Raw genomic sequence first — 24,228 nt, 5'->3', positions numbered from 1 at the left:
CACCCTCTGGGGCTGGTGCTGGGACAGTCGCTGTGAAGGTGCCGTCTGGATTAACCGTCACTGGAACTGGATTACCCGCTGGATCTTTAATGACTACTGTTGCACCTGGTTCAGTTTTACCTGTTACGGTCGCTGTGCCATCTTCATTTGGCGTCGCTACAACGTCACTTACAACAGGCGCTGTTGTATCTGGCGCAGTTGCTTCTGTTGGTTCAGATTCGTTGCCAGCTGGATCGGTTACTGTCGCTTCAATGGTTTCACCATTGGTTAACGGTTCTTCAAGTTCAACACTGAAATCACCATTGCTATCCACAGTTCCTGTACCAATCACATTGCCGTCTTGGTCTTTGATTTCTACCGTGGAGCCGGGCTCACCTTTACCTGTAACTGTTGTACCGTCTTCTGATACCGCCACATCGGTTGGTGCTGCTGGCGCTGTTGTATCTGGCGCAGTTGCTTCTGTTGGTTCAGATTCATTACCAGCTTTATCTGTTAGTGTAACATCTACTTTTTCACCATTAGTTAATGGATCTTTCAATTCAACTTCAAAATTTCCTGCAGAATCAACAGTACCAGTACCAATTACGGTGCCATCTTTATCTTTTATTTTAAATGTTGATCCAGGTTCACCTTTACCTGTAACCGTTGTACCGTCTTCCGATATCACTACATCGGTTGGTGCTGATGGTGCAGTGGTATCAGTACCGGAATTTAAATCTTTATTATTTTTTTTATCTTCAGATAAGCTTTCAATACCTGCAGCTATACCACCAAGCAGTCCTGCGCCAATAGCCCAAGGACTAATTCCATCTATTGTATTGCTATAGAGCAAAGGAGTTATGTCTTCTAAAGGATTGTAGATTATATTTGATAAAATATTGCCAGACTCATCAGTAAATTGAACCCAATACAGTCCATCGTCTCCTTCAAAAACAAGACTATGAGCACCTACGGAATCATCAAAATAACTTTCTATTATAATAATTTCGCCATTTTTTAATTTCACTACAGCAGAGTTACCATCTCGAGTAATACTTTCTACCATGTTCTTACTAACTTCAATTTTAACCACTGAATTTTCAGTCAAAAGAATTCTACTTTCCGAACTCTGTTGTAAAACAACATGAGTTTCTTTCGAAACTACTTGGACATTAGCCATGAAAATCATTCCTCTATGCATTGCAATTGCTTTTTTGACATTGCATAAATAGCTGATTTAATCGTTTTTTTAAATTGCAAAAAGCTCCTATATAATTTAAATAGTTTTAATAATTATTATTTTTCTAAAAAATAATATAAGTTATTGTTATATATTGTATTTTTTAAAAAAAATCAGGCGATTAATTTATATATTTTATTTTTTATATTAAGAATTTTACTTTATTGTTGAAATTAACACCTCCTACGAAAAACCTAACACAAATCACATAATTTTTAATATATATATATAAACTAACAAATAAACCCGACTAAATCACTCAACCTTAAAAATAAAGAGATCAATCTCATTATTTAGTTAACTTAACTTAATAATTTATAATAAAAAATTTAATATTCACTTTTTTTTGACTGAATAATTGGCCTAAAAATGTGATACTTTTTGCCAACCAGTAAATAATTGATATTTAATAACTTTTATATAAATCTTAAAATATTTATTTTTTCATATAACATACAGGCTTTGTTGCACAAAGACTTGAAATACAAAGCCCCCTAATTGAGCCAAATTTAAGGCGTAACTTGGGTAAGTGGTCGACCTAATTCCGTAAATCTGTTGAGGACTGCTAAACGTGCATGAATTTCATTGACTTGGCTATCAAATTTTCTTGCACTGAGTTTATCCCCCAATAATTTGATGCAATGCATCTTAGTTTCGACCAAACTTCGGCAATGATAGCCGGACCATTTTTTCCATAATGTCCTGCCTGAGAAGCACTGCTTCGCAAGATTAACTGTTCGAAGTAATTCATTTCGCGCTAGCGAGCTGATCTTTGTATCTTTCCATGGTTTCGCATTTTTTCTAGGTGGAATCACCGCATGCGCTTGCCGATCTACAATGACCTGACGGCATTGCTTGGTGTCATAAGCTCCATCGGTATAAACAGAGTCAATCTGCTCATCTTGTGGAATCTGATCGAGTAAATCACCAAGCACTTGTGAATCACTCACATTATTTGTAGTGAGTTGAATGGCGCGTATTTGAAGGGTTTCAGCATCTATACCAATATGAAGTTTACGCCATTGGCGACGATATTCAGGTCCATGTTTCTTCCTTTTCCATTCACCTTCACCTAAAAACTTTAGACCGGTAGAGTCTACCAGCAAGTTAAGCCCACCACTGCTTTTTTGATAATTAATCGCAATATCAATATGTTTTTGTCTTCTGCAAAGCGTACTGTAATCTGGTGCGGTCCAATTTAATCCACAAAGTTTAATCAGACTTTGCACAAAGCCAGTGACCATACGTAAAGATAGACGGAATAAGGATTTAATCATTAAGCAGCATTGGATAGCTGCGTCGGAGTAGGTTTGATTTCGCCCTTGTTTGCCTTTTGATGGAGCATACCATTGCGTAGCAGGATCAAACCAAATGGCAATATTTCCGCGACTCATGAGTGCTCGGTTATATGCGGGCCAATTGGTTGTGCGATAGATTTTGTGTGTAGGCTTCTTCATTTGAAAATTATATCGCTGAAAAAGCCTTTACAGATAGGTTTGTGCAACAAAGCCATATTTAGGAAAAGTTTTTGGAAACTTTAAATTGAAAAGAATAGAATTGGCCCAAGCAATACATTCATACTCTGTATCTCTAGTTACTATGAAGCTGATTCCGTTATATCGAACAGTGATAAGCCATGATTTATACATTTAATTGGTATTAATATGAAGACTCCCCAAATATCCGGTCGCCATTACACTAAAAACTCAAACTTGATATCAAAACAGAAATTTAAATTGGTTTTTTATACTCATTTCGCAGATTATGTTTCTTAAGCCAACTAATTTTACATTCAAAACTGAAATGTAATTTATTAAGATAAATTAGATCAATTGATTTACGAATAAAAATCTTGGTAGGTATATCCAGACTCGAACTGGAGACCTCTACGATGTCAACGTAGCGCTCTAACCAACTGAGCTATACACCTGAAGTCCAAGCATCATATTCATTTTTATTTTTTATGACAAGCCCTTTTCTGAGTTTTTTAAACTTTGCGTACAAGTTTTAAGCAAAGTCTTAAAACATTGAATATCTTCAGAACTTAGCGGAGTACCTACGTAAATTTCCTGCTCAAATAACTTGATGGATTGTTCAAATGAACGCCTTTCATGTTCAGGTACATTTTCAGCCAAACGTTGTAACCAATGCCGAAAACTTTCAGAAGTCAATTTTTGCTGGCTCAAGGGTAAATTCTTTGCGAAATTGGTAATTTCTCTTTCAAGAGGGCTTAAACTTTTTCTTTTTTTCCACAAAATCCATATAAAATATAATGCTACAATGCCACCAATACTCAAAATAAGAATTAAAACAACTGCATAAGCAGAATTTGTACCGAGCTTTTTAAACCATTGTTGTTGTGATTCAGCATTATAACCCACCACCTTGCTCTGCCATTGGTAACTCGCATAATCACTCCATACACGGACTTTTTTCAACATCGAAAATTGTTGATAGGCCCAAGTCGACTGCTGGCTCCCAAAAATTGTCCGATCTTGTTCCATATAATCCTGCATCCCCCCATCGATACGCTGCGGTGCGATCATGGCCGTCGGATCAATACGACGCCAATGTTGATTGACATAAACCTCTGTCCACGCATGTGCATCGAGCTGACGAACCTCCCAACTTTTTCCATCTGGTGCTAATTGACCACCTTGATATCCCACGACAATACGCGACGGTACGCCAACATAGCGCATCAACATTGCAAAACTTGAAGCAAAATGTTCGCAAAAGCCCTGTCTTGATCCAAATAAAAAATCATCTATCCGATTTTGCCCCAATACACCTGGGCTCAAGGTATATGCAAACCGATTTTGTTTATACCATTGCAAAACTTCGGTAATATACCGCTCAGGATTTTGACGACTTCTCTGCCATAAAGTTTGGGCCAATTGTTGTGATTGAACATCCAAGTTTTCAACATAGCGAGTGTTTAATTTTTCAAGTAAAGCTACATTTTTTATTTGTGGCGGCTCTGCACTTCCTAACCATTTCAGTTGAATCGGCTCTGTACGTGCTGTTAATCGGTAGGGTGTAATTCGACCATCTTGACCTAAAGCAAAACGTGCTTCATTGGGAACGGATTGCTCCAACGACATAATCCACATCACACTTGGATCGGCGGCCAAATATTGATAATTCAACGCCCGCTTGGTTTTTAACTCGGCTGGATTCAGCTGTATAACATTCTGGTTAAAAAAATGACTGGTCCATTTAGAACCATTATATTCATCTAAAGCCATCGCCCGCCAATACAGCTCTGTACGTGGTGGCAACGCTTGAATATCACCGATTATACGAAAAGCCAAACTACTCGACTGTGATAACTCAGCAATATCGCCCGGAGACATGCTGTCACTGATCCCTGTTGTGGCTTTATTTTCAGGAATAGGAATGTGCCATAGCGGTGGTAGGCGTGGAAAAAAGAGAAACAGTAAAATAAAAAATGGAACAGCTAAGGCAATAAATTTTCCCACATGCCCAATATCTTGTTTAATCGCTTGTACTTCACCGCCTGAGTTTTGGCTAAAACCAACGGTCTGTAAACGGTATAATCCAATAAAACAGCTCAACAGTGCCAATAAAATAACCAGTGCCATGGCGAAAGACTGGCTAAACAGAAAGCTACTGGCAATCACAAACATCGCAAAGTTAAATAGAATAATTACATCACGACGTGTTTTTGTTTCTAAAGATTTAGCAAATAAAAATGTACTAAGTACTGTAACCCCTGCATCAACACCAATAAAGGTTTTATGGCTTATGTAAATGCTGAATAAAGCTATCAATGTCAGCACATAGGTTAAAATTTTAGAAAATGGTTTTTTAGTTGCGCGGGTATTGTGTAATAAAATAAGCCAAATGACTAAAAATACTAATGATGTCACCACTGGTATATAAAGCATTTGCGCAATGAGCACCAAAGCTAAAGTGAGTAGTATGGAGCGGCGTATGGTATTTTCAATCATAAATCAAGCCTGCGCCAATAACCGTTTAGCTTCGGAAAAATGCAGTGCTCCAGTGCCTGATGCTAACTCAGCATTAGGTAAATACAGTGCATATTGATCGTGATTTTTTTCAGCCTGCTCGACCAAACCCATCATAAGGCTGAGTTTTTCTTCATGACTTGGAGCTGGCATATGGTGATAATGGATCTCTAATTTCTTTAGATCTTCATACTGTTCAAAGACTTTGACATATAAGCCTTGTCCTCGTGCTGCTTGTTTCCAAGACACCGCATGAAGTGAATCCCCCGTCTGAAAACTCCGTAATTCGCGAAATTCATCAAGATCAGGTTCAAAGTTTTGCTGTTGTTGCTTATTTTCAACGGAATGCCAACTGGCTTGAGGTGCAACCCACGCTGGTTGCTGTACGTACAAATACGTCCAGGCCCGAACCAAACCAAAGGGATAAACACTATAAATTTGTATAGGTGGAATCTGAAAAACACCGCGTTGACTGGTTATAAAATTTAATTGAAAGCCATGCTGTTGCGTATTGAACAATAATTTATGTAGCTGATTTTCAGTTTTAATCCACAAATATCGCGCCTGTTCTACATCTTGTTTAAAGTAAATATCGACCAAAAGTAATTCACCTACTTGCGGTGTATCAACAACATTTATTTGAATCTGCAACGCATGAAGCTGTTTAAAAGTAATATAGAAACTAATACACAATACGGCGCTAATTAAAAAGCAAAATCCTAAAATCAAGTTATTGGCATAATTCACACCTGTAATAAAGGTGATGAAAATTAACACCAAATACAAGTAGCCTTGCTGATAGATAAAGATCAAGACGTCTTTTTGAGTCAGCTGCTTGTGCTGATCGATTTTAAATCGACGTTCAACCCATTGCTGCCACATCGAAGCCAAGGTTCAACTCCTTTATTGAATCGAAACTTGTTCTAAAAGCTTAAAGGCTTCAAGATCTGACAACCCAATTCGATGAGATACCACAGCTGCAAACACCGCTTGCACATCATCAGGATTCACATAATTTCGCTGTTCAATCAGCGCATACGCTTGCGCAGCTTTCTTTAAGGCTAAAACACCACGCGTAGAAAGACCATGTCTCCCTTTACGTGTTTCAGCAGCAAGATCCAAAATGTAATCCATCAAACGATCACTCAGATATATCTGCTCGACAAAGCCTTGTAGTTGTAAAATTTCTGATTCATTAAAGATATGTGCTAATGCCGCAATCAGATCATGGCGTGAAGTTTGTTGGAGCAATAATTTCTCTGCCTGACGCGATGGATAACCTAAAGACAAACGCATTAAAAACCGGTCCAACTGGGACTCAGGTAAGGCATAAGTACCACTTTGAAATAAAGGGTTTTGTGTCGCAATCACCCAAAATGGTTGAGGCAAAGCATATCGCACACCATCAACCGTCACATACCCCTCTTCCATCGCTTCCAATAAAGCACTTTGGGTCTTTGGACTACAACGGTTGATTTCATCTGCCAATAAAATTTGGGTAAAAATCGGCCCAGATTTAAACTCAAAATGATGTTCTTTTTGATTAAACATATTTACCCCAATCACATCGCTGGCCAGCATGTCATTGGTAAATTGAATCCGTTGAAACTTTAATCCCGCCAAATGTGACAAGGCGCTAGATAATGTCGTTTTTCCTAAACCAGGTAAGTCTTCAAATAGCACATGCCCGCCTGCCAATAGACAAGCTAAAGCCAATTTGGTTTGCTGATTTTTATCCAAAATAATTTGGTTAATTTGTTCGAGGAATATATTTATTTTCGGGTAAAAAGGCGCAAGGCTCTGCTCACTTAAAAGCGTTGATGTATTATTTTGTTGGCTTTTCTCTGATCCCCAAAACACCTTTTATTCCCCAATAAAAAAGTTAAATGAATGACTAACATACAGGGTTTTATTTAAAAATACAGTGTTTATCTCCAAGCCATACCCAGTTCATTACTTTTAATACATACGCTTGATATTTATTGAGTATACAAAAGGGTTGTTTTCGCTTCGACTGATCACAAATCAGCAATAAAAAAAGCGTCCCGAAGAACGCTTTTTTCTTAGATTTTTGGCTCGAGTCACTGCATTAGCAAGGACACTTCTTCATGTCACCACCAGCTGATGGATAACGTGCATCTACACAGTGACGATAAAATGTTTTTGCATCCATCGCTTCCAAATCAGGATGATGTTTTGCCATATGTTCCAAATAATTTTGGTAATCTGGCACACCCACCATCAGGCGGAAGCTTTGCTGTAAACGTTGCCATAACGTCGCAATACGTGACCAATTTTTCGGGTTCAGAATTAAATCCTTCTGCGACAGAATGGTCATTTTAATGATTTTATAAATCACCGTTTTTCCACTTTTTGCAAACTTCAGGTTCATTCATATTCCCCTATTAATGTGCTGAATTTGACGGATTAATTTCAGCTGGGTCACGGTAAATCGCTTCTGCTTCATTCACCGATGGATTTGGATTTGCCAAGGCACGACGCACCACACCAATCGCTGCAAATAACATCACAAATGCCACGATCATAAAGAATGCACAAAGACCGGCATTGATTTGATTCGACAATGCAACCGTATGCATTTCAGCCATGGTTTTCGCAGGTGCCAACAATTCATTTTTCGCAATGGCTGCATTAAAACGATCTGCTTGAGCCAAGAAACCAATTTTTGGATTTTCGTGGAAAATCTTCTGCCAACCAGCGGTCATTGAAGTAATAAACAAGAATAATGTTGGGATAATTGTCACCCAAACATACTTTTGTTTTTTCATCTTGAATAAAATCACTGTACCCAAGATCAATGCCATCGCAGCAAGAATTTGGTTACCAATACCAAATAGCGGCCATAAGCTATTAATACCGCCGAGTGGATCCACCACACCTTGGTAAACGAAGAAGCCCCAACCTGCAACAGCCACCGCTGTACCTAACAGATTTCCGAAGAAGTTATGTGAGTTTTTAACCGCAGGAATCACGATACCCACAGTATCTTGCACCATGAAACGACATGCACGTGTACCCGCATCAACTGCCGTTAAAATGAAAAGTGCTTCGAATAAAATCGCAAAGTGATACCAGAACGCCATCATTGAACGGTTATTAAAAATTTCCGTAATGATATGCGCCATACCAATCGCAAATGTTGGCGCCCCCCCTGTACGAGACAGAATCGAATTTTCACCCACTTCTTGTGCAAGTAAGGTCAATGCTTCAGGTGTTACCACGAAGCCTAATGTACGAACTGCTTCTGCAGCGGACTCAACCGTTGTACCAATCACAGCTGCTGGTGCATTAATCGCAAAATACACACCAGGCTCAAGAATCGTTGCACAGACCAAAGCCATAATCGCAACAAAAGACTCCATCAACATGCCGCCATAACCGATCATGCGAATATCTTTTTCATTATTCACAAGCTTCGGTGTCGTTCCTGAAGAAACGAGCGCATGGAAACCTGAAATTGCACCACAGGCAATGGTAATAAACAAGAATGGGAACATTGAGCCTGCAAATACAGGACCTGTACCATCAATAAAATGCGTTACTGCTGGCATTTTCATTTCAGGCAATGCAAACATGATCCCGATTGCCAAACCTGCAATAACACCAATTTTCAAGAAGGTAGATAGGTAATCACGTGGTGCAAGCAGTAACCAAACAGGTAATACTGATGCCACGAAACCATAACCGATCAGCCACCAAGTCAGTTCAGTACCTGAAAGTGTAAAGAATGGCCCCCAATAAGGATGCTGTGCAATGTCGCCACCATAGATAATCCCTGCCATCATCAGCACAAAACCAATGATCGACACTTCTGCAATTTTACCCGGACGGATAAATCGCATATAGATACCCATGAAAATCGCAATCGGCACCGTTGCAGCGATACTGAAAACACCCCACGGACTGTTGGTCAACGCTTTTACAACCACCAAAGCAAGTACCGCAAGAATGATGATCATCACACCAAGTGCGCCAAGCATCACGATGATTCCGGCAAATGAGCCAAGTTCTTGTTTTGCCATTTCACCGAGTGAACGACCATCACGACGCGTTGAGATGAATAAGACTAAAAAGTCTTGAACCGCACCGGCGAGAACAACACCCACCAAGAGCCAAATTGTTCCCGGCAAATAACCCATTTGCGCAGCAAGGATCGGTCCGACTAAAGGACCTGCACCTGCAATCGCAGCAAAGTGGTGACCAAATAGAACGCTTTTATTGGTCGGCACATAATCCAAACCGTCAGCTAAGCGATGAGCAGGCGTTAAACGTCGCTCATTCAGTTCAAAGACTTTATTGGCAATAAATAAACTATAAAAACGATATGCAATGCTATACACACAGATTGCTGCAAGGATCAGCCAAACTGCATTGACATGCTCGCCTCGACTGAGTGCTAGTATGCCGAATGAAACGGCACCTAGAATGGCTACAAACAGCCAGATAATCTTCGAAGCCATTCCTGACTTCGGTTGAATGTTTTCCATCTCAATCCCTCATAAATGTTGAAATAAATCAGCTTGATTTTTCTTGTTCGAGGTACTGCTGTTTCTTCCCTTGAAACTCTACTCCTGTTATAGGTTTTTTCATCTAATACTTTGGAATAAAAATTTAAACCAATAGGTATAAAAAAAGGGATGAATCACTTCATCCCTTTCGATAATAGTCTATTTTTAAACCATTATGCACGTTCTAAATAGTCACCAGTACGAGTGTCTACACGAACGCTTTCTTCTTGCTGTACGAATAATGGAACACGTACAACTGCACCAGTTTCAAGCTTAGCCGGTTTACCGCCACCGCCTGAAGTATCACCACGTACACCTGGATCAGTTTCAACGATTTTTAATACAACGAAGTTTGGCGCGCTCACAGTTAAAGGAACACCGTTCCAAAGCATGATTGTGCAAAGTTCATTTGAGTCATCTTTCAACCATTTAGCCGCGTCGCCCATAGCAACTTTATCAGCAGCGATTTGTTCGAAAGATTCTGGATCCATGAAGTTCCACATTTCACCGTCGTTATACAAGTAGTTCATCTCAACTTCTTGGATGTCAGCAGCTTCTAGTGAATCACCAGATTTGAAAGTTTTTTCTAAAACTTTACCAGTTTTAAGGTTACGTAATTTTACGCGGTTAAAAGCTTGGCCTTTACCTGGTTTTACGTATTCGTTTTCCATGATTGAACATGGGTTACCGTCAAGCATGACCTTAAGGCCTGACTTGAAATCATTCGTAGAATAATAGGCCATGACTGGCTCACTCCAAACTTACTAACTTTAATCTATAGATGCTATGGGCTGTAACATGTCATTTAGCAAGTACTGACTGTAACATTGGCTGCCACATGCACATTAATGTGATATTGCGTATTCTAAATGACCAATGCACCATGTCGCAACGAAAAAATCCCCATTAAAGGGGTCAAGCTGCTTAACTTACACTCAGACATTAAAGAACTTTGTTTATACAATGCCCACAAACAGGTAAAATTGCTGTTTACTGAAACTTAATAAATGTTTCGTAGGCTTCATCCGTTCTAAGCTTTATCGGAATTTTTTCAGCTTAAACATCAAAGTTCGACGCATTAATTTCAGCAATATTCCCTACTCACCTTTCTGCATTTTTTAAACAATCGGCATGATAAACTATTTATTTCAAGAGCAAAACTGGCAAACACAATTGAGTGATTTGATAACAAATCCTCAAGAATTACTCGATGTATTACAACTTTCGCATGATCAGTTATTATCGGGTGCTCAGTTCGCAGCAGATGAGTTTCGCCTACGTGTGCCGCGCGCTTTTGTCGAAAAAATGCAAAAAGGTAATCCGCTTGATCCGCTTTTACTGCAAGTCCTACCGCATCATTTGGAACTTGAAGAACACGGCGGTTTTGTCACCGACCCTTTAGGTGAAGAGCAGGCTAACCAACAGCCAGGGGTATTACATAAGTACAAGTCTCGTTTTTTACTGACTTTAACCGGTGCCTGCGCGGTCCATTGCCGTTATTGTTTCCGCCGTCATTTTCCATACCAAGAAAACCTGCCTAAAAATGACGATTGGCCAAACATTAAACAATATATTGAACAACAACCCGATATTAATGAAGTGATTTTAAGTGGTGGAGACCCGCTCACACTATCAAATCGTAAACTTCAAGTGTGGATTGAACGTTTATCGACTTTGCCACAAATTAAATTTTTGAGAATTCATTCACGAGTTCCTATCGTAATCCCCAACCGTGTCGATGAAGAGCTGGTTTCTATTTTAAAAAACAGTAGGCTACGCATTATTCTAGTGGTACACTCAAATCATCCATCAGAGCTAGATGACTTCACGTGCAGCCAGCTTCAACAGCTTGTCAAACAAGGAATCACCGTGCTGAACCAAGCAGTCTTATTAAAAGGGGTTAATGATTCTGCAGAAGTGTTGGTCGATTTAAGTTACCGCTTATTCGACGCAGGTGTAATGCCATATTATTTGCATGTTCTGGATAAAGTAAAAGGTGCTCATCATTTTGATACACCAGCTCAGGATATTGATTTAATTTATAAAAAAGTTTTAGAGAACCTACCTGGTTATTTGGTTCCTAAACTTGTACGGGAAATAGCGGGCGAAAAAAACAAGACACCGCTTTTTGGGGCTTCAACTTTTTGAGTTAAATAATAAAGATGACCACGCATACTTCAGATACGTTTTACAATCCGACTGAATTAAAGCTGGATAAATTAAGCTTTTGTCCGACCAATGCTAAAGGTCTGCAAGAGTGGTTAAACGGTATTTCAATTTTACAATTGGGTACCTCATCTAAAGCTTTATTCAATGCCTTACTTGAAATCTCCGAGCTGAAATGCCAAGAGATGTTACGTTTTGATTTGGTTCAAATTTTACATCCAACTATGGAAAGTGTGCTCACAAGCTTAGAAAAACACTTTACCAATCAAAGCCTCATTACCACGGATCGTAATGATCAAATCATTGAATTGGCGATGCTTTTACGTAGTCACTTTGCCAAAATCTATATTGATATTGCCAAACGATGTAATCAGCAGCTTAATCAACAAAAGTTTTCGATTTTTTCATTCGGCCATAAAAAAAGCTTACAAACTGCTCGAATTGCGTCGATTTACTATGCACTGCAACAACTGACACTATTGTTGTATCAACAACATATGTTGTATGCCACCCCGACTACGGGACAATGGATTGCAGCACATCAACTGATTGAATGTGCCATTGAACACAATTTCTATCAAAGTAATGTCAATCAGTTACTGGGTACTCAACATCAAATTGCAAATATTGCTCAAGCTTATGCACAATTAATCTTATTAGATATTTTCAATAATCATCAGATTCGCCCTGCTGAAATCCAAGGCTTGTATTTATGTAGCTTTGACTGGGCAAAATTGGTTCAAATCCTACCGAAAGAAACCACGCTTTCACGCTATATTGTAGACACGAAAAAAGATCACCCACCGATTTATAACTCAAAACAAGATCGGTCTTATCAAGCCAATGTATACATTTCAACGCAAAACTTGCTCGATCATTTGACCGAAACGCAAACTAGAAATGCCAATTATTTATCTAAAAATGAAAAGTTATTTTTAACTCCAGCGCTATATTTCCATATTCATAATATTTTGACCAACAACACTGAACGTCGTCATGAACGTTATGAATATTCTGCGCAAATTAATATTTGCTTTAGCTTAATGGTGGCGCATTTCTATCTCTCTAAAGGTAAAAACTTCCACGAAACTTTAGATTTGGAAGGCAATTATCAATTCCACAATGAAGCCTCTTTTGTCAATTCGCATGATTCAAATATGCCAACAGGCATGACTAATGCGAAAGCGCTAGATCGTGAAGCAAAACAGATTCATACCGCTGACGTATTAGATATTAGTGTGAATGGTTATCGCATTAAATGGACTGGCCCTACCCCTGCCAATTTAAAAACCGGCGAATTTATTTTGATCCAAGAAAATGCTCAAAGCCAATGGCGTGGCGGTGTTGTTCGTTGGATCAAACAATCGACTGAAAAAAGTTTGGAATTGGGTCTCGAAGTACTGGCTCAAGATTTGTATCCATGTTCAGCCCATATTCGTACCGACCGCAATACAACAAATCATCAACCTGCTTTATTGGTACAGACCACACAACTTGATCAAGTGTCTACGACCTTAATTTTACCTGGGGCAAATCTCTTCCGAGAGAAACAAACGATCCACCTTCGCTTAGGCAAAGAAGACATCAAAGTCTATCTCACCAAAGCGCAGTTGGTGACACAAAGCTTTATTCGCTTTGAATATGAATTATTGAATGAAGAGCAAGAAAATGTCGTTAAAGACTATATTGCGAAACAGAGCAATGAGATCAAAAATAACGACTTATGGGAAGCATTAAAGTGAGAAATCCATTACTATCCAAAAAACTAAAACGTACGGAAACTCGATTACTCATTATTGATGATAATCAAATACGTTTTAACCAGATACGTGATTTATTGACAGACAGCGAACATCAAGTTCATGCCATATTACTTGATGATTTACAAAATTTCGAAAAACAGCTGAATCTCAATTGGGACTTGATCATTTTTGGACGTGCTTATGATTTAAAATATGAACAAGCTTTAAGTTTAGTTCAACTATCGAGCCAACCGAATTTACCGATTATTTTACTTAAACCCGAGGACTATCAAGCAGAACAATATGCAAGTTTAGTCAAAAAAGGGATTTATGACATCGTCGATATTGCTGAACCTGAAAGTTTCTATTTTGGTTTAATTCGTGCATTGTCTTTTAGTCGCCTACAACAATCGCAACAACATTTGATGGAAGAGCTCGAAACAGCTCAAATCCAAACTCAGTCTTTAGTTGAAGATAGTCGTAAAGCGGTTGCCGTGATTCAAGAAGGTATTCATATTCAAGCCAATGCTGAATATCTCACTTTATTTGGTTTAAAAAATGAAGATGATATAATTGGTCTGCCCCTGCTCGATCTATTACAACCTTCTGACCTCAATGACTTTAAACAACGTTTTAAAAAAATCAGTCAAGGACAGCTCGACTTAGGACGTTTTGATCTTGATTCGCAAAATATCGCTGTGGCTGGACAAAACCCACTAAAACTCGAATTTATTGCTGCGGCTGAAGAAGATGCTTTACAGCTCGCAATTGAAATTGGCAGTCAAAGCAGCAATGCTGTAAGCACCGCGCCAGTTGAAGCCAGCCCACAAAAACCAAAAGCTTTTCAACAACTCAACCGTACCATCGGTCAGCAACCTGCCAATGTAAATGCATTAGTGCTATTTACGTTGGCTTCTTGCTCAGATGCGATTTTTCAAAAAGATTGGAATACCTATAAGAGCTATTTCAATAACATTAAAGACTTCTTGAAAGATCAGACTCATGCTCCATTATTTAGTTTAGACAATGGTGCAATGGTTGCCTTATTCCAAGCGGATAATCAGCTCAAACTTGAGTCTAAATTGATTGGACTCAACACCCTGAGCAAACCTCAATTACTCAGTGTAAATAATGAAACATATCCATTAAATTTACGCATGGGATACAGTGTTTTAGACAGCGATATTCGTGATGAAGCACATTTTGAGATTTTTGTTGCGAAAGCCTTTAATACTGCGCTACCAACCAACCAACAAGCACCTGAAATCGATTTAACGATTCCATTAGAAATTGATATTCCAAGTTTGGATTTTGGTACACCAGAAGCGCAAATCGCACCGATTGTCGTTAGTGATGAAGCTCCTGTTATCAAGGCTCTTCGCAACTGCTTAGAACGCGGTGAAATTCATCTTAAATATCAGCAACTGTATGATAAAGAAGATTCACATCTTTATACTTATGAAGTAACCAGCGGCTTTATTTTTGAAAATAAATGGAAAGATATCGCCCAACTACGTGAATTGGCTGAAGACTCAGAGCTATCCATTAAATTGGATCGTTGGATCTTGGTTGAATCGTGTAAACAGCTACACAACTTTATTACTCAGTTCCCTGAAGCTAAATTAATCGTTAACCTGAACAAGGAAGTGCTATATAACGACCGCACCTTCCCTGAGTTTATTTCAAAACTCATTACGATTATTCGTAGTAAATTGAAGAATCCACTGATTTTACAATTTGCAGAAGAAGACATTCAGCTCAATATTGATGCCGCTCAAAAAGCATTTGTTGAACTTCGTAAAAATGGTGCCGAACTGGCTTTACGTAATTTTGGTCATTCGATGTTTAGTGAATCATTATTACGTCAAATGGATGTTCACTGCTTAACACTAGATTCAAGCTTGACCCAAATGCTTGCAAACGACAAGTCATGCCAAGAGCTGCAAGAAAAAATTACCACTTATCATGAAATCAAAACTGTTGAAATCATGCTACGTGAATTAAATGACATGACACTGTTTGCCAATGCTTGGAATGTAGAAGCTCGTTTTATTCAAGGTGATTATTTCCAGAAGAAACTCGACCATCTCATCGATGTTCAGGACCAATAAGGTTCTGAACATTGCCGATTTAAGGTTTATCTTTTTATCGGCACAAAAAAAACGGGCATAAAGCCCGTTTTTTCGTTTTGGATATTAACGTTTGATAGAACGTGACATACCAGCAAAACGTTGTTTGAATTTGTCGATACGACCGCCAGTGTCAACGCTTTTCTGTTTACCAGTGTAGAATGGGTGGCAAGCAGAACATACGTCTAGGTAAATAGTTTCTTTACCAAGAGCTGAACGAGTTTCAATTACGTTACCGCATGAACATGTAGCAACTAAAGTTTCATATTTTGGGTGAATATCGGCGCGCATCGTCGATTACTCCTAAGATTTAAGAAGGTTTAGCTGTCATCGCAATTGATCACTCTTGCATCACTACAAGGAAGGCTTAAAAAAGCAGACCAACACCATAACAGACCATTCTTTTGGCCCACCGAGACGGATACCGTCAGAGCTAAGCACAACAAGTTGAGGCAAATTATAGCTGATTTTTTAATGTTAATAAATAGATATTCAAGGCTGAATCGCTCTACTCTTTAGGTTGAGCTTGCTCTAAATATTTCTGATATTGTAATTCGACTGTACGCTGAAATTGGGCTTGATCAAAATGTTTTAATTTTTCAATAAATGCAGGACAAAACGTCGTAGCATTTACTGACTGTAATGATCTGCTCATACCCTCTAAAATGCTTTGAAGCTGCTGTTTAAATTGCGCATCGACTGACAGATCAATATCTTTTGCCTTTAATGGCTCTACACCATTAAAACGGACAGCCTGAACCGCAGCAATTAATTTTAGCTTTGCAGCTTGAAAAGCCTGATCTAATTCCATATTCATATGTGGTTGTCGATCACGACAAAAATCTAGCATGGGCTGCAGGCTGATGAGCGGCATTTTTTCAATGACATCACGGTTACTATTTAGGGATAAATCCTCTTGGGCATGAACGACTGTGTTCATACCCAAGAATAAAATGAAAAAGCCTTTTTTAATTTTCATGATTATTTTCTTTTCATCTATATAAGGTATTTTAAAAGGACGTATTCATCTCGTCCTTACTCTTGCCCACGGCTCTGTTTTGCCCAAAGGTTGGCAATCACACCACAGACCATCAACTGAATTTGGTGAAAGATCATAATTGGTAAAACTATCATCCCCATCGGCTGACCAATAAAGAGAATTTGTGCCATGGGCACACCACTCGCCAAGGTTTTTTTAGAGCCACAAAAGAAAATCGTCTTTTGATCAGCTCGACTAAAGCCCAACCAACGCGGTACGTATAGCGCCAATAACATAATGATCGTTAACAAGACAGAGCACGCCACAATCAATAGAAATAAAGTCATACCACTTACTTGATGCCAAAGCCCTGCCACCACCGCACTACTGAATGCACCATAGACCACCATCAAAATTGAGCCCTGATCAAATACCTTCACAATTTTTGGCATTTTCTTCATATAAGGAAACACCCAAGGACGGAGGAGCTGCCCTAAAATGAAGGGAATCAGTAATAACAGGGTAATTTGGATAATAGATGCTGTCGGATCGTAGTTATGTTGTGACTGGCCGAGAATAAAATAGGCCACCATCACTGGGGTAATAAACATCCCAATAATATTTGAAAATGATGCACTACAGACTGCGCCAGCAACATTACCCTGTGCTACCGAAGTAAATGCAATGGAAGACTGTACTGTCGAGGGTAAAAAGCACATAAACAAAAAGCCCCAATACAACTCTTGCCCTAACATCGGCACGAGAATTGGTTTCGCCATTAAACCCAATAATGGAAATAATGCAAAGGTAAAAGCAAAAACTAAAGCATGTAACTTCCAATGCATTATGCCTTCAACCACAGCCTCACGAGATAACTTTGCACCATGTAGAAAAAATAAAATGGCAATTGCAGCCGTTGTAATATAGCCAAAAATTTCTGCAGCTTGACCACTGACAGGCAAAAAAGTCGCAAGTATGACCATTACAAAAAGTAGAATGGTAAAACGATCCAAAGCCAACATTTTTAGCATAACAACATCCTGTACAAATTTCCCTTTAAAGCTCATCGGCACAAAAATGCCCAATAAGCTAAATTTACCATTGAGTAAATTTCATCTTACTGGGCCATATAAATAAAGCCAGCTTTTCTCCGATATATTCATTATTTTAAACGTTGATAGTGAGCTCAACGCAAAAAAATTTATAAATAAGAATATTCAGAATTACAGATGACTTTATATTAATGATTGCACATTAATTATTTCGTGCATTTGAGTCTTGTTGGATCAACTCAATTTTATAGCCATCGGGATCTTCAACAAAGGCAATGACGGTCACACCACCTTTCATTGGTCCTGCTTCACGTACCACGTTTCCGCCACGTGCTTTAATTTCTTCACAAGCCTTGTAGGCATCATCTACTGCAATAGCAATATGGCCATAAGCGTTACCCAATTCATAACTCTCCGTATCCCAGTTATGCGTTAACTCAAGTACAGTATGATTTTCTTCATCACCATAGCCCACAAATGCCAAAGTAAAACGACCTTCTTCATAATCACGCTTACGAAGCAAAGTCATACCGAGTACTTCAGTATAGAACGCCAATGAACGCTCTAAATTGCCTACACGTAACATGGTATGCAGCATGCGCATAATCGAGTTTCCTAAATCTATCATTATGTATGAATACTATAGAGATTTAACATGCAAAGTTCAATTTAAGTCTAGAGCACATATACCGCCTTATTTCAAATATCCTTGTCCAAAACCGTAGACCTGCTTAGGCTATTTAACAGCTTAGAATAAAAAAGCCCACTCAAACTGAATAGGCTTTTTTTAAGTTAAATTGAATTATGAACTGGATTTCTGTTCATGTTCTCTCAATAGTTTGGCGACCCAAACCACTAGAATTAAAATCGGAATACCAATTAGAGTTGTCATCAAGAAAAAGTTTGGATAACCGATATTGGTCACAATCGTACCTGAGTAACCGCCTAAAATTTTAGGGGTTAAGGTCATTAATGAACTAAAGATGGCATATTGAACAGCTGTGAAAGAAACACTGGTTAAGCTCGATAAAAATGCAATAAATGCCGCACCAGCAAGACCAGAAGCCAAGTTATCAACAATAATCGCAAAATACAGCCACAGCGAACTATAAGGCTTAATGACCTTACCTTTGATGTCCACATTCTGTTCAGCACTTGCTAAGTTAATCGGTTGAATATCAATACCAAGCACACCTGACATATTGGCTGATGTATTCACTTGATATGCTAAATCGACACTCTTTTTCACCACATCATTTTCTAGTAGTTGAGCCGTTAATGTTTTTTGCTTTGCTGTTTCGAGCGCTTGACCTGGAATTGCAGCACTAAAAACACCAGTTTTATCAAGCTTCGCGTCGAATGGTTTAGCATCCAAAATAATTTGAATTTTTTGATTTTCTTTTAACTCGCCTGCCAAGTATTGTCCACGGACCACGATACTATTTGCAGTCTCTTGAGCTGAAATCGTGTTATCTGAAGTCACTGGCAGCAACATCATTGCTGAGTTTGAAAAAGCATTATTCAAATACGGCAAACTCACCTGTACTGGATGTTGATTCTTCGACTGATAATCCGCACTGACTTTAATATTTTGATCTCCAGCCAAGACTGCTTTTGGAATTTTAACTACCCAAGCACCCGTGTCATCCGGCGTCGCTATATATTGCTGCCCTGCTACATTTACAGTGACATCGCTTAATGGCTGACCTGATTTGACCAGACCGATAAAAATCAAGTTTGTTGAACTTGCTAAAATCGCACCAACAAACATCAATTTCATAATGTTCATGCGCTGCGCTAGCAAACCGCCAAGGAAGCCGCCAACCAAGCTAAAAATCACACCATAGACTTTTACAGCTTCAGCAATCTGCTCTTTGGTGAAGTTTAAATCTTGATAAAACACATTAGAAATGACGCCAGCGATAATATCGGAAATACGGTAAAAACCAATAAGTAACAACAGCACTAAAGCCAGTTTTAGACCATAACGCTTAAAGAAATCTGCAACTGGATTAACCCAAGTTTCAAATGCCATCTGCTTATTTACAGCACCTGATTTCACTAAAACTGAACCGATGCCAAAAGCAACCACCGCTGAACAAATAAAGCGCACAGCCTCTAAACAGAACAATGCAAATGAGTCCGAAATTTGCCACTGCTCTTTCAAGCTTTCAACCGCTACACCTGAATAGATATAACTCAAGACAAAGGCAACCACCGCAGCAAAGAATACCGCGACTAAACGATAATAGTCGGTCCGTTTATAATGCTTTTGTACACGGTCAACCTGCGGCTCACGTATCGATAAAGTTGTGATAATACCGATAACCATTACAGCAGCCATTGCAAGGTAAGTATATTTCCAAGCTTCATAAATATAGTTACCTTTGGCCGTGCCTAAATATGCAGCCAAAAATAACGCCCCTGCACCTGCCACGATCATGCCGATACGATAACCTGCATTATAGGTCGAAGCTAAAACGGTCTGCATTTCAGTTTCTGCCAACTCAATACGATAGGCATCGATCACAATATCTTGCGTTGCGGCAGAAAAACCAAGTAGTACGGCTCCAGCGGCCATTTGGTAAATATAGCTTTGTCCTAAAGCAGGATCTGAAAATGCCATGATACAAATTGCACAGATAATGATAACTTGAGCGATCAACAACCATGCACGGCGCCGTCCGAGTTGTTTAGTTAAAAATGGCACAGGTAACTCATCAATTAATGGCGCCCAAACAAACTTAAACGAATAGCCAAGCGCTGCCCAACTAAAAAAAGTCACTGCACTTTTATCAATTCCTGCTTCACCTAACCAAAGCGATAAACTGGAAAAGATCAGTAAAATTGGAATACCGGCCGAAAAGCCAAGAAAAAGCATAATCAGCGCACGTCGGTCTAAAAATGCAGTAAAAGCAGATTTCCATCCTGAAGCTTGTGTTGTCATGACTCAGTTATTTTTGTCAAAATCGAATGTTGCTATTCAAGCGCTTAATGACAACGGTTTCAACAACATTTATGAAATCATTGTTTTATTTTATCGATATTTCGCATGCTGTTGCTTGATCTTTGGCATTAAACCTGTATACCTTAATTACATATCTCTATTCTTTAGTTTTTTGGATTCAACAGTGACCCAGCGACTTGAACAAATTCACTCTTCTTTATCAACCACTATTAATGAAACCAACACAAAAAACTTAGCAGAAACAGTAACGACACTAAAGAGCGCTTTTGATCAACCCGAAATACAGAATACTTTAACTAAAACCCAGTTGCAGCCGCTTCAGCTGACGCATACGCCTGAACTCAAAAAAATACCAACGTCTACTAAGCGGATCAAACCACTCAATGACTTTTTAGGACAAGATCGTGCTCGAGCTTCGGTCGAGGCTGGCATTGCCTTACCTTACTCAGGCTATAATATTTTTGCTGTAGGCACCGCAGGCTTAGGTAAGCGCACCATGATTAAGCGCTTATTACAGCAACACGCTAAAAATATGCCAACGCCTTCAGACTGGGTCTATGTCAATAATTTTAAGTTTCCGCGTGAACCAATTGCGCTAAAACTTCCTTCTGGTCAAGCGACAAAATTTCAAGCGTTATTACATCAAAGTTGGCAAACCATATTAAAACAGCTTGAACGTCGCTTCACCGCAGAAACCTATCACAATCGCATTGAAATGATTCGCCAACATGCTGGTGATGAACAACATCTTGCTTTAGTTGAATTAACCCGAGAAGGTGAAGAGCTCGATCTTAAACTGATTTCTCAGGATGATGATCATTGTTTCGTTCCGATGCATTTGGTCGATAACAAATACCAAGAAATGTCGAAAGAAGACATCAATGCTTTAAGCAGCAAACAACGTGCTGAAATTGCGTCAAACGTCCGTTATATGGATAAAAAACTTGAACGTCTTGGTCTACATCTTGGTGATCTTGAAGATGACGCACGCGATAAAGTTCAGGTTTTAAACCGTGAAATTGCTAAACAAGTCGTCATGCCGCGTATTGATGTAATTCAAAATAAATTCAGCATGGTTGAAGGCTTGGAAGATTATCTGAAGCAATATGCAGATGACATCATTCAAAATGTTGAGTTTGTGCTTGAGCAAGAAGAAGATGACTTTACACCTGGCCAATTTAACCGCGTGCCATCTCGCTACCAAGCAAACATCATTGCCACACATAAACCTAATGCTGGTGCGCCCGTTATTTTTGAAGATTTCCCAACCCATTACAATTTGTTAGGTCATGTCGAACAACTGACCCAAAATGGCACCATTACTACAGACTTTACCTTAATCCGCCCCGGTGCGTTGCATAAGGCTAATGGTGGTTTCCTTATTTTGGAAGCTGAACAACTTTTAGAGCAGCCTTATGCATGGCAAGGTCTAAAACGTGCATTAAAATCAGGACATTTAAAGCTGTCTTCACTTGAGCATATGCTTACACTAACTGGTAGTATTTCGATTGAACCAGAAGCTATTGATTTAAATATCAAAGTGATCCTGCTTGCTGAACCTGATATTTATTACGATATTTTAGAACTCGAACCAGAACTGGGCAGTGTCTTTAAAATTCGTGCCGATTTTACCGATACATTACAACGTAATGACATTAATGAGCAGGCATATATGCAGCTAATTGCTGATTATGTGCAAACAGACAAACTTCTGCCGTTTGACCGTACAGCACTTGCTGCACTGTTAACTGATTCAAGTCGTCAAGCTGAAGATCAAAGCTCTTTGTCATTACATGCCCTCACCTTAGGTGATTTGATTCGTGAAGCACATCATCATGCAGCACTTGCTGGCGATAAAATGGTGACAGAAACACATATCAACACCGCTCTTGATCATCGTAAATACCGTCTAGGCTACTTGCGTGAATTATATTGGCAAGATCTCACTCGCGGTACACAGTTAATCGAAACCAAAGGTCATCGATTCGGGCAGATTAACGCCCTCTCTGTGATTCAATATGCTGATGTTGAATTTGGTTTACCGTCACGTTTAACGGCTTCGGTTTATCAAGGCGGTGGCGATATTTTAGATATCGAGCGTAGTGTAGAACTCGGTGGTTCTTTACATGCCAAAGGCGTCCTGCTGATGTCGAGTTTCTTAAAGGCACACTTTGGTCGTGAACAAATTTTACATTTTTCTGCTGCCCTTGCCTTTGAGCAAAGCTATGGCCAAGTAGATGGCGACAGCGCAACTGTTGCAGAGCTTTCAGCTCTTATTTCCGCTATTAGCCAATTACCGATCGATCAATCATGGGCAATCACTGGCTCAATGAACCAATTGGGTCAAGTTCAACCGATTGGTGGTGTAAATGCCAAGATTGAAGGCTTCTATGATGCATGTAAATTACAAGGGCTAACAGGCAAGCAAGGTGTGATTATTCCACGCCAAAATATGCAGCACTTGATGTTACGCAAAGATGTGATTGAAGCTGTGCAACAAGGTCAATTCCATATTCACGCCATAGATACCATTGATCAAGCATTAGAAATTTTGATGGCGCGTCCAGTAGGCACTCTTGATAAAAAAGGCCGTTATAGCAAAGGCTCAATCTACGCTGCTGTCATGGAGCAACTTGAATACTGGCAAGCGATTGAAGATGGTGCTGAATTTGAGGAAGAAGAGCCAAAGAAAAAGAAAAAAAAGAAGAAGTCAAAAAAGGACAAAGATAAAAAGGCAAAGAAGTCTGAAGCTCAAGACAGTACTGCTAAAAATGGGACTGCTGAAAACGAGCAACGTGTTGAAGAAAGTCCGACTGAAGACAATCCGTCATAAATCTTCGATGAGTTTATTCATTTGTTGATTTTTCCACCACCCTTTGTGCTTTAAATGCGTATGGGGATGGTGGAAAAACGCATAAACTCCGACTTTTTGATAATTAAGTCATAAAAAAAGCGCCTTAAAGGCGCTATTTTTTATCTGTATCCAATGATTAAAATCATCAAATACATATCCAATTAAGCTTCAGGAGCTGGGCTATATTGTTCAACTAAAGGTTGTAATTCACCTTTTTGGAACATATCAAGCATAATGTCGCTACCACCGATCAACTCACCATTGATCCATAATTGTGGGAAAGTCGGCCAGTTTGCAATTTGTGGAAGAGTTGCGCGAATATCTTGATTTTCAAGAATATTTACATAAGCAAACGGACGACCAATTTGACTGAGCGCTTCTACTGCACGCGCAGAGAAACCACACTGTGGAAACTGTGGAGTGCCTTTCATGTAAAGTAGAACTGCGTGTTTAGCAATTTGGTCACGAATTAACGCTTCTGTATCGCGTGCTTGTTCAGTCATTGATATATCCTCAATAAATCTGCTTCGCATTATACCCAAAACTGAGTAAAACAATATGACTAAAGCAATATTTCACGTTTTATTTACATTTCAGC

General features: G+C 39.1%; 18 protein-coding genes and 1 tRNA gene. 4 read left to right on the top strand and 15 right to left on the bottom strand.

Annotated features, from left to right (window positions below; genetic code table 11):
• The 9 genes from FTT92_RS14745 to efp form a co-directional block, all read right to left on the bottom strand.
• A partial coding sequence (locus FTT92_RS14745; protein WP_180172468.1) for an Ig-like domain-containing protein occupies positions 1-1,159 on the bottom strand: 1,159 nt, incomplete at its 3' end.
• Between the two features lie 569 nt (positions 1,160-1,728).
• Complete coding sequence (locus FTT92_RS14740) at positions 1,729-2,676, bottom strand: IS5 family transposase (protein ID WP_180172467.1); 948 nt, start codon at positions 2,674-2,676, stop codon at positions 1,729-1,731.
• A gap of 396 nt (positions 2,677-3,072) precedes the next feature.
• A tRNA-Val gene (locus FTT92_RS14735) sits at positions 3,073-3,149 on the bottom strand.
• Positions 3,150-3,180: 31 nt separating this feature from the next.
• Positions 3,181-5,193, bottom strand: coding sequence for a DUF3488 and transglutaminase-like domain-containing protein (locus tag FTT92_RS14730; protein ID WP_180172466.1), 2,013 nt, complete (start codon positions 5,191-5,193; stop codon positions 3,181-3,183).
• Between the two features lie 3 nt (positions 5,194-5,196).
• The gene (locus tag FTT92_RS14725; RefSeq protein WP_180172465.1) at positions 5,197-6,102 is read right to left on the bottom strand and encodes a DUF58 domain-containing protein; all 906 of its coding nucleotides are present in this window, start codon (positions 6,100-6,102) and stop codon (positions 5,197-5,199) included.
• 12 nt (positions 6,103-6,114) lie between these two features.
• Positions 6,115-7,071 carry an AAA family ATPase gene (locus FTT92_RS14720; RefSeq protein ID WP_180035312.1) on the bottom strand — a complete coding sequence of 319 codons (957 nt, stop codon included), beginning with the start codon at positions 7,069-7,071 and terminating at the stop codon, positions 6,115-6,117.
• Between the two features lie 229 nt (positions 7,072-7,300).
• Complete coding sequence (locus FTT92_RS14715; protein WP_111884233.1) at positions 7,301-7,603, bottom strand: YbdD/YjiX family protein; 303 nt, start codon at positions 7,601-7,603, stop codon at positions 7,301-7,303.
• A gap of 13 nt (positions 7,604-7,616) precedes the next feature.
• Positions 7,617-9,719, bottom strand: coding sequence for a carbon starvation CstA family protein (locus tag FTT92_RS14710; protein ID WP_078191829.1), 2,103 nt, complete (start codon positions 9,717-9,719; stop codon positions 7,617-7,619).
• Between the two features lie 194 nt (positions 9,720-9,913).
• Positions 9,914-10,483 (bottom strand): elongation factor P, encoded by a 570-nt coding sequence (efp, locus tag FTT92_RS14705; RefSeq protein WP_067762759.1) that lies wholly within the window; start codon positions 10,481-10,483, stop codon positions 9,914-9,916.
• A 388-nt stretch (positions 10,484-10,871) separates the two neighbouring features.
• Between efp and epmB the strand changes: the two genes are divergently transcribed.
• From epmB to FTT92_RS14690, 3 genes are read left to right on the top strand one after another with little or no spacing between them, the layout of a single operon-like run.
• A complete protein-coding gene (epmB, locus tag FTT92_RS14700) occupies positions 10,872-11,888 on the top strand; it encodes an EF-P beta-lysylation protein EpmB (protein WP_180172464.1) in 1,017 nt (338 codons plus the stop codon).
• A gap of 14 nt (positions 11,889-11,902) precedes the next feature.
• The gene (locus FTT92_RS14695) at positions 11,903-13,648 is read left to right on the top strand and encodes a GTPase (protein WP_180172463.1); all 1,746 of its coding nucleotides are present in this window, start codon (positions 11,903-11,905) and stop codon (positions 13,646-13,648) included.
• Complete coding sequence (locus FTT92_RS14690) at positions 13,630-15,759, top strand: EAL domain-containing protein (RefSeq protein WP_180172462.1); 2,130 nt, start codon at positions 13,630-13,632, stop codon at positions 15,757-15,759. Before FTT92_RS14695 ends, FTT92_RS14690 begins: the two co-directional genes overlap by 19 nt.
• Positions 15,760-15,843: 84 nt before the next feature.
• Here FTT92_RS14690 and rpmE read toward each other — a convergent pair whose 3' ends face one another.
• The 5 genes from rpmE to FTT92_RS14665 form a co-directional block, all read right to left on the bottom strand.
• Positions 15,844-16,068, bottom strand: a complete 225-nt coding sequence (rpmE, locus tag FTT92_RS14685) for a 50S ribosomal protein L31 (protein WP_078190165.1) — start codon at positions 16,066-16,068, stop codon at positions 15,844-15,846.
• 217 nt (positions 16,069-16,285) lie between these two features.
• On the bottom strand, positions 16,286-16,756 hold the full coding sequence (locus FTT92_RS14680) for a hypothetical protein (protein ID WP_180172461.1): 471 nt from the start codon (positions 16,754-16,756) through the stop codon (positions 16,286-16,288).
• A 56-nt stretch (positions 16,757-16,812) separates the two neighbouring features.
• Positions 16,813-17,787, bottom strand: a complete 975-nt coding sequence (locus FTT92_RS14675; protein WP_078190167.1) for a bile acid:sodium symporter family protein — start codon at positions 17,785-17,787, stop codon at positions 16,813-16,815.
• Positions 17,788-18,010: 223 nt separating this feature from the next.
• Positions 18,011-18,412 (bottom strand): lactoylglutathione lyase, encoded by a 402-nt coding sequence (gene gloA / locus FTT92_RS14670; protein ID WP_078191833.1) that lies wholly within the window; start codon positions 18,410-18,412, stop codon positions 18,011-18,013.
• Between the two features lie 198 nt (positions 18,413-18,610).
• The gene (locus FTT92_RS14665; RefSeq protein ID WP_180172460.1) at positions 18,611-20,755 is read right to left on the bottom strand and encodes an MFS transporter; all 2,145 of its coding nucleotides are present in this window, start codon (positions 20,753-20,755) and stop codon (positions 18,611-18,613) included.
• A gap of 205 nt (positions 20,756-20,960) precedes the next feature.
• On the opposite strand from FTT92_RS14665, the gene FTT92_RS14660 reads away from it, so the two are divergent.
• Entirely contained in the window at positions 20,961-23,609 is a 2,649-nt protein-coding gene (locus FTT92_RS14660; protein WP_373684124.1) for a Lon protease family protein, read from the top strand.
• 182 nt (positions 23,610-23,791) lie between these two features.
• Here FTT92_RS14660 and grxD read toward each other — a convergent pair whose 3' ends face one another.
• Positions 23,792-24,133, bottom strand: a complete 342-nt coding sequence (gene grxD, locus FTT92_RS14655; RefSeq protein WP_067762767.1) for a Grx4 family monothiol glutaredoxin — start codon at positions 24,131-24,133, stop codon at positions 23,792-23,794.
• Positions 24,134-24,228: the final 95 nt, after the last annotated feature.

The organism is Acinetobacter sp. YH12023 (assembly GCF_013420135.1).
Lineage (GTDB): Bacteria > Pseudomonadota > Gammaproteobacteria > Pseudomonadales > Moraxellaceae > Acinetobacter > Acinetobacter amyesii.
This window is presented reverse-complemented; position numbering and strand designations above follow the sequence as displayed.

Coding starts and splice junctions, on each gene's coding strand:
- FTT92_RS14740 (WP_180172467.1), bottom strand. CDS start 2,676: ATGAAGAAGCCTACACACAAAATCTATCGCACAACCAATTGGCCCGCA.
- FTT92_RS14730 (WP_180172466.1), bottom strand. CDS start 5,193: ATGATTGAAAATACCATACGCCGCTCCATACTACTCACTTTAGCTTTG.
- FTT92_RS14715 (WP_111884233.1), bottom strand. CDS start 7,603: ATGAACCTGAAGTTTGCAAAAAGTGGAAAAACGGTGATTTATAAAATC.
- FTT92_RS14710 (WP_078191829.1), bottom strand. CDS start 9,719: ATGGAAAACATTCAACCGAAGTCAGGAATGGCTTCGAAGATTATCTGG.
- efp (WP_067762759.1), bottom strand. CDS start 10,483: ATGGCCTATTATTCTACGAATGATTTCAAGTCAGGCCTTAAGGTCATG.
- epmB (WP_180172464.1), top strand. CDS start 10,872: ATGATAAACTATTTATTTCAAGAGCAAAACTGGCAAACACAATTGAGT.
- FTT92_RS14695 (WP_180172463.1), top strand. CDS start 11,903: ATGACCACGCATACTTCAGATACGTTTTACAATCCGACTGAATTAAAG.
- FTT92_RS14690 (WP_180172462.1), top strand. CDS start 13,630: ATGGGAAGCATTAAAGTGAGAAATCCATTACTATCCAAAAAACTAAAA.
- rpmE (WP_078190165.1), bottom strand. CDS start 16,068: ATGCGCGCCGATATTCACCCAAAATATGAAACTTTAGTTGCTACATGT.
- FTT92_RS14680 (WP_180172461.1), bottom strand. CDS start 16,756: ATGAAAATTAAAAAAGGCTTTTTCATTTTATTCTTGGGTATGAACACA.
- FTT92_RS14675 (WP_078190167.1), bottom strand. CDS start 17,787: ATGCTAAAAATGTTGGCTTTGGATCGTTTTACCATTCTACTTTTTGTA.
- gloA (WP_078191833.1), bottom strand. CDS start 18,412: ATGCGCATGCTGCATACCATGTTACGTGTAGGCAATTTAGAGCGTTCA.
- FTT92_RS14665 (WP_180172460.1), bottom strand. CDS start 20,755: ATGACAACACAAGCTTCAGGATGGAAATCTGCTTTTACTGCATTTTTA.
- grxD (WP_067762767.1), bottom strand. CDS start 24,133: ATGACTGAACAAGCACGCGATACAGAAGCGTTAATTCGTGACCAAATT.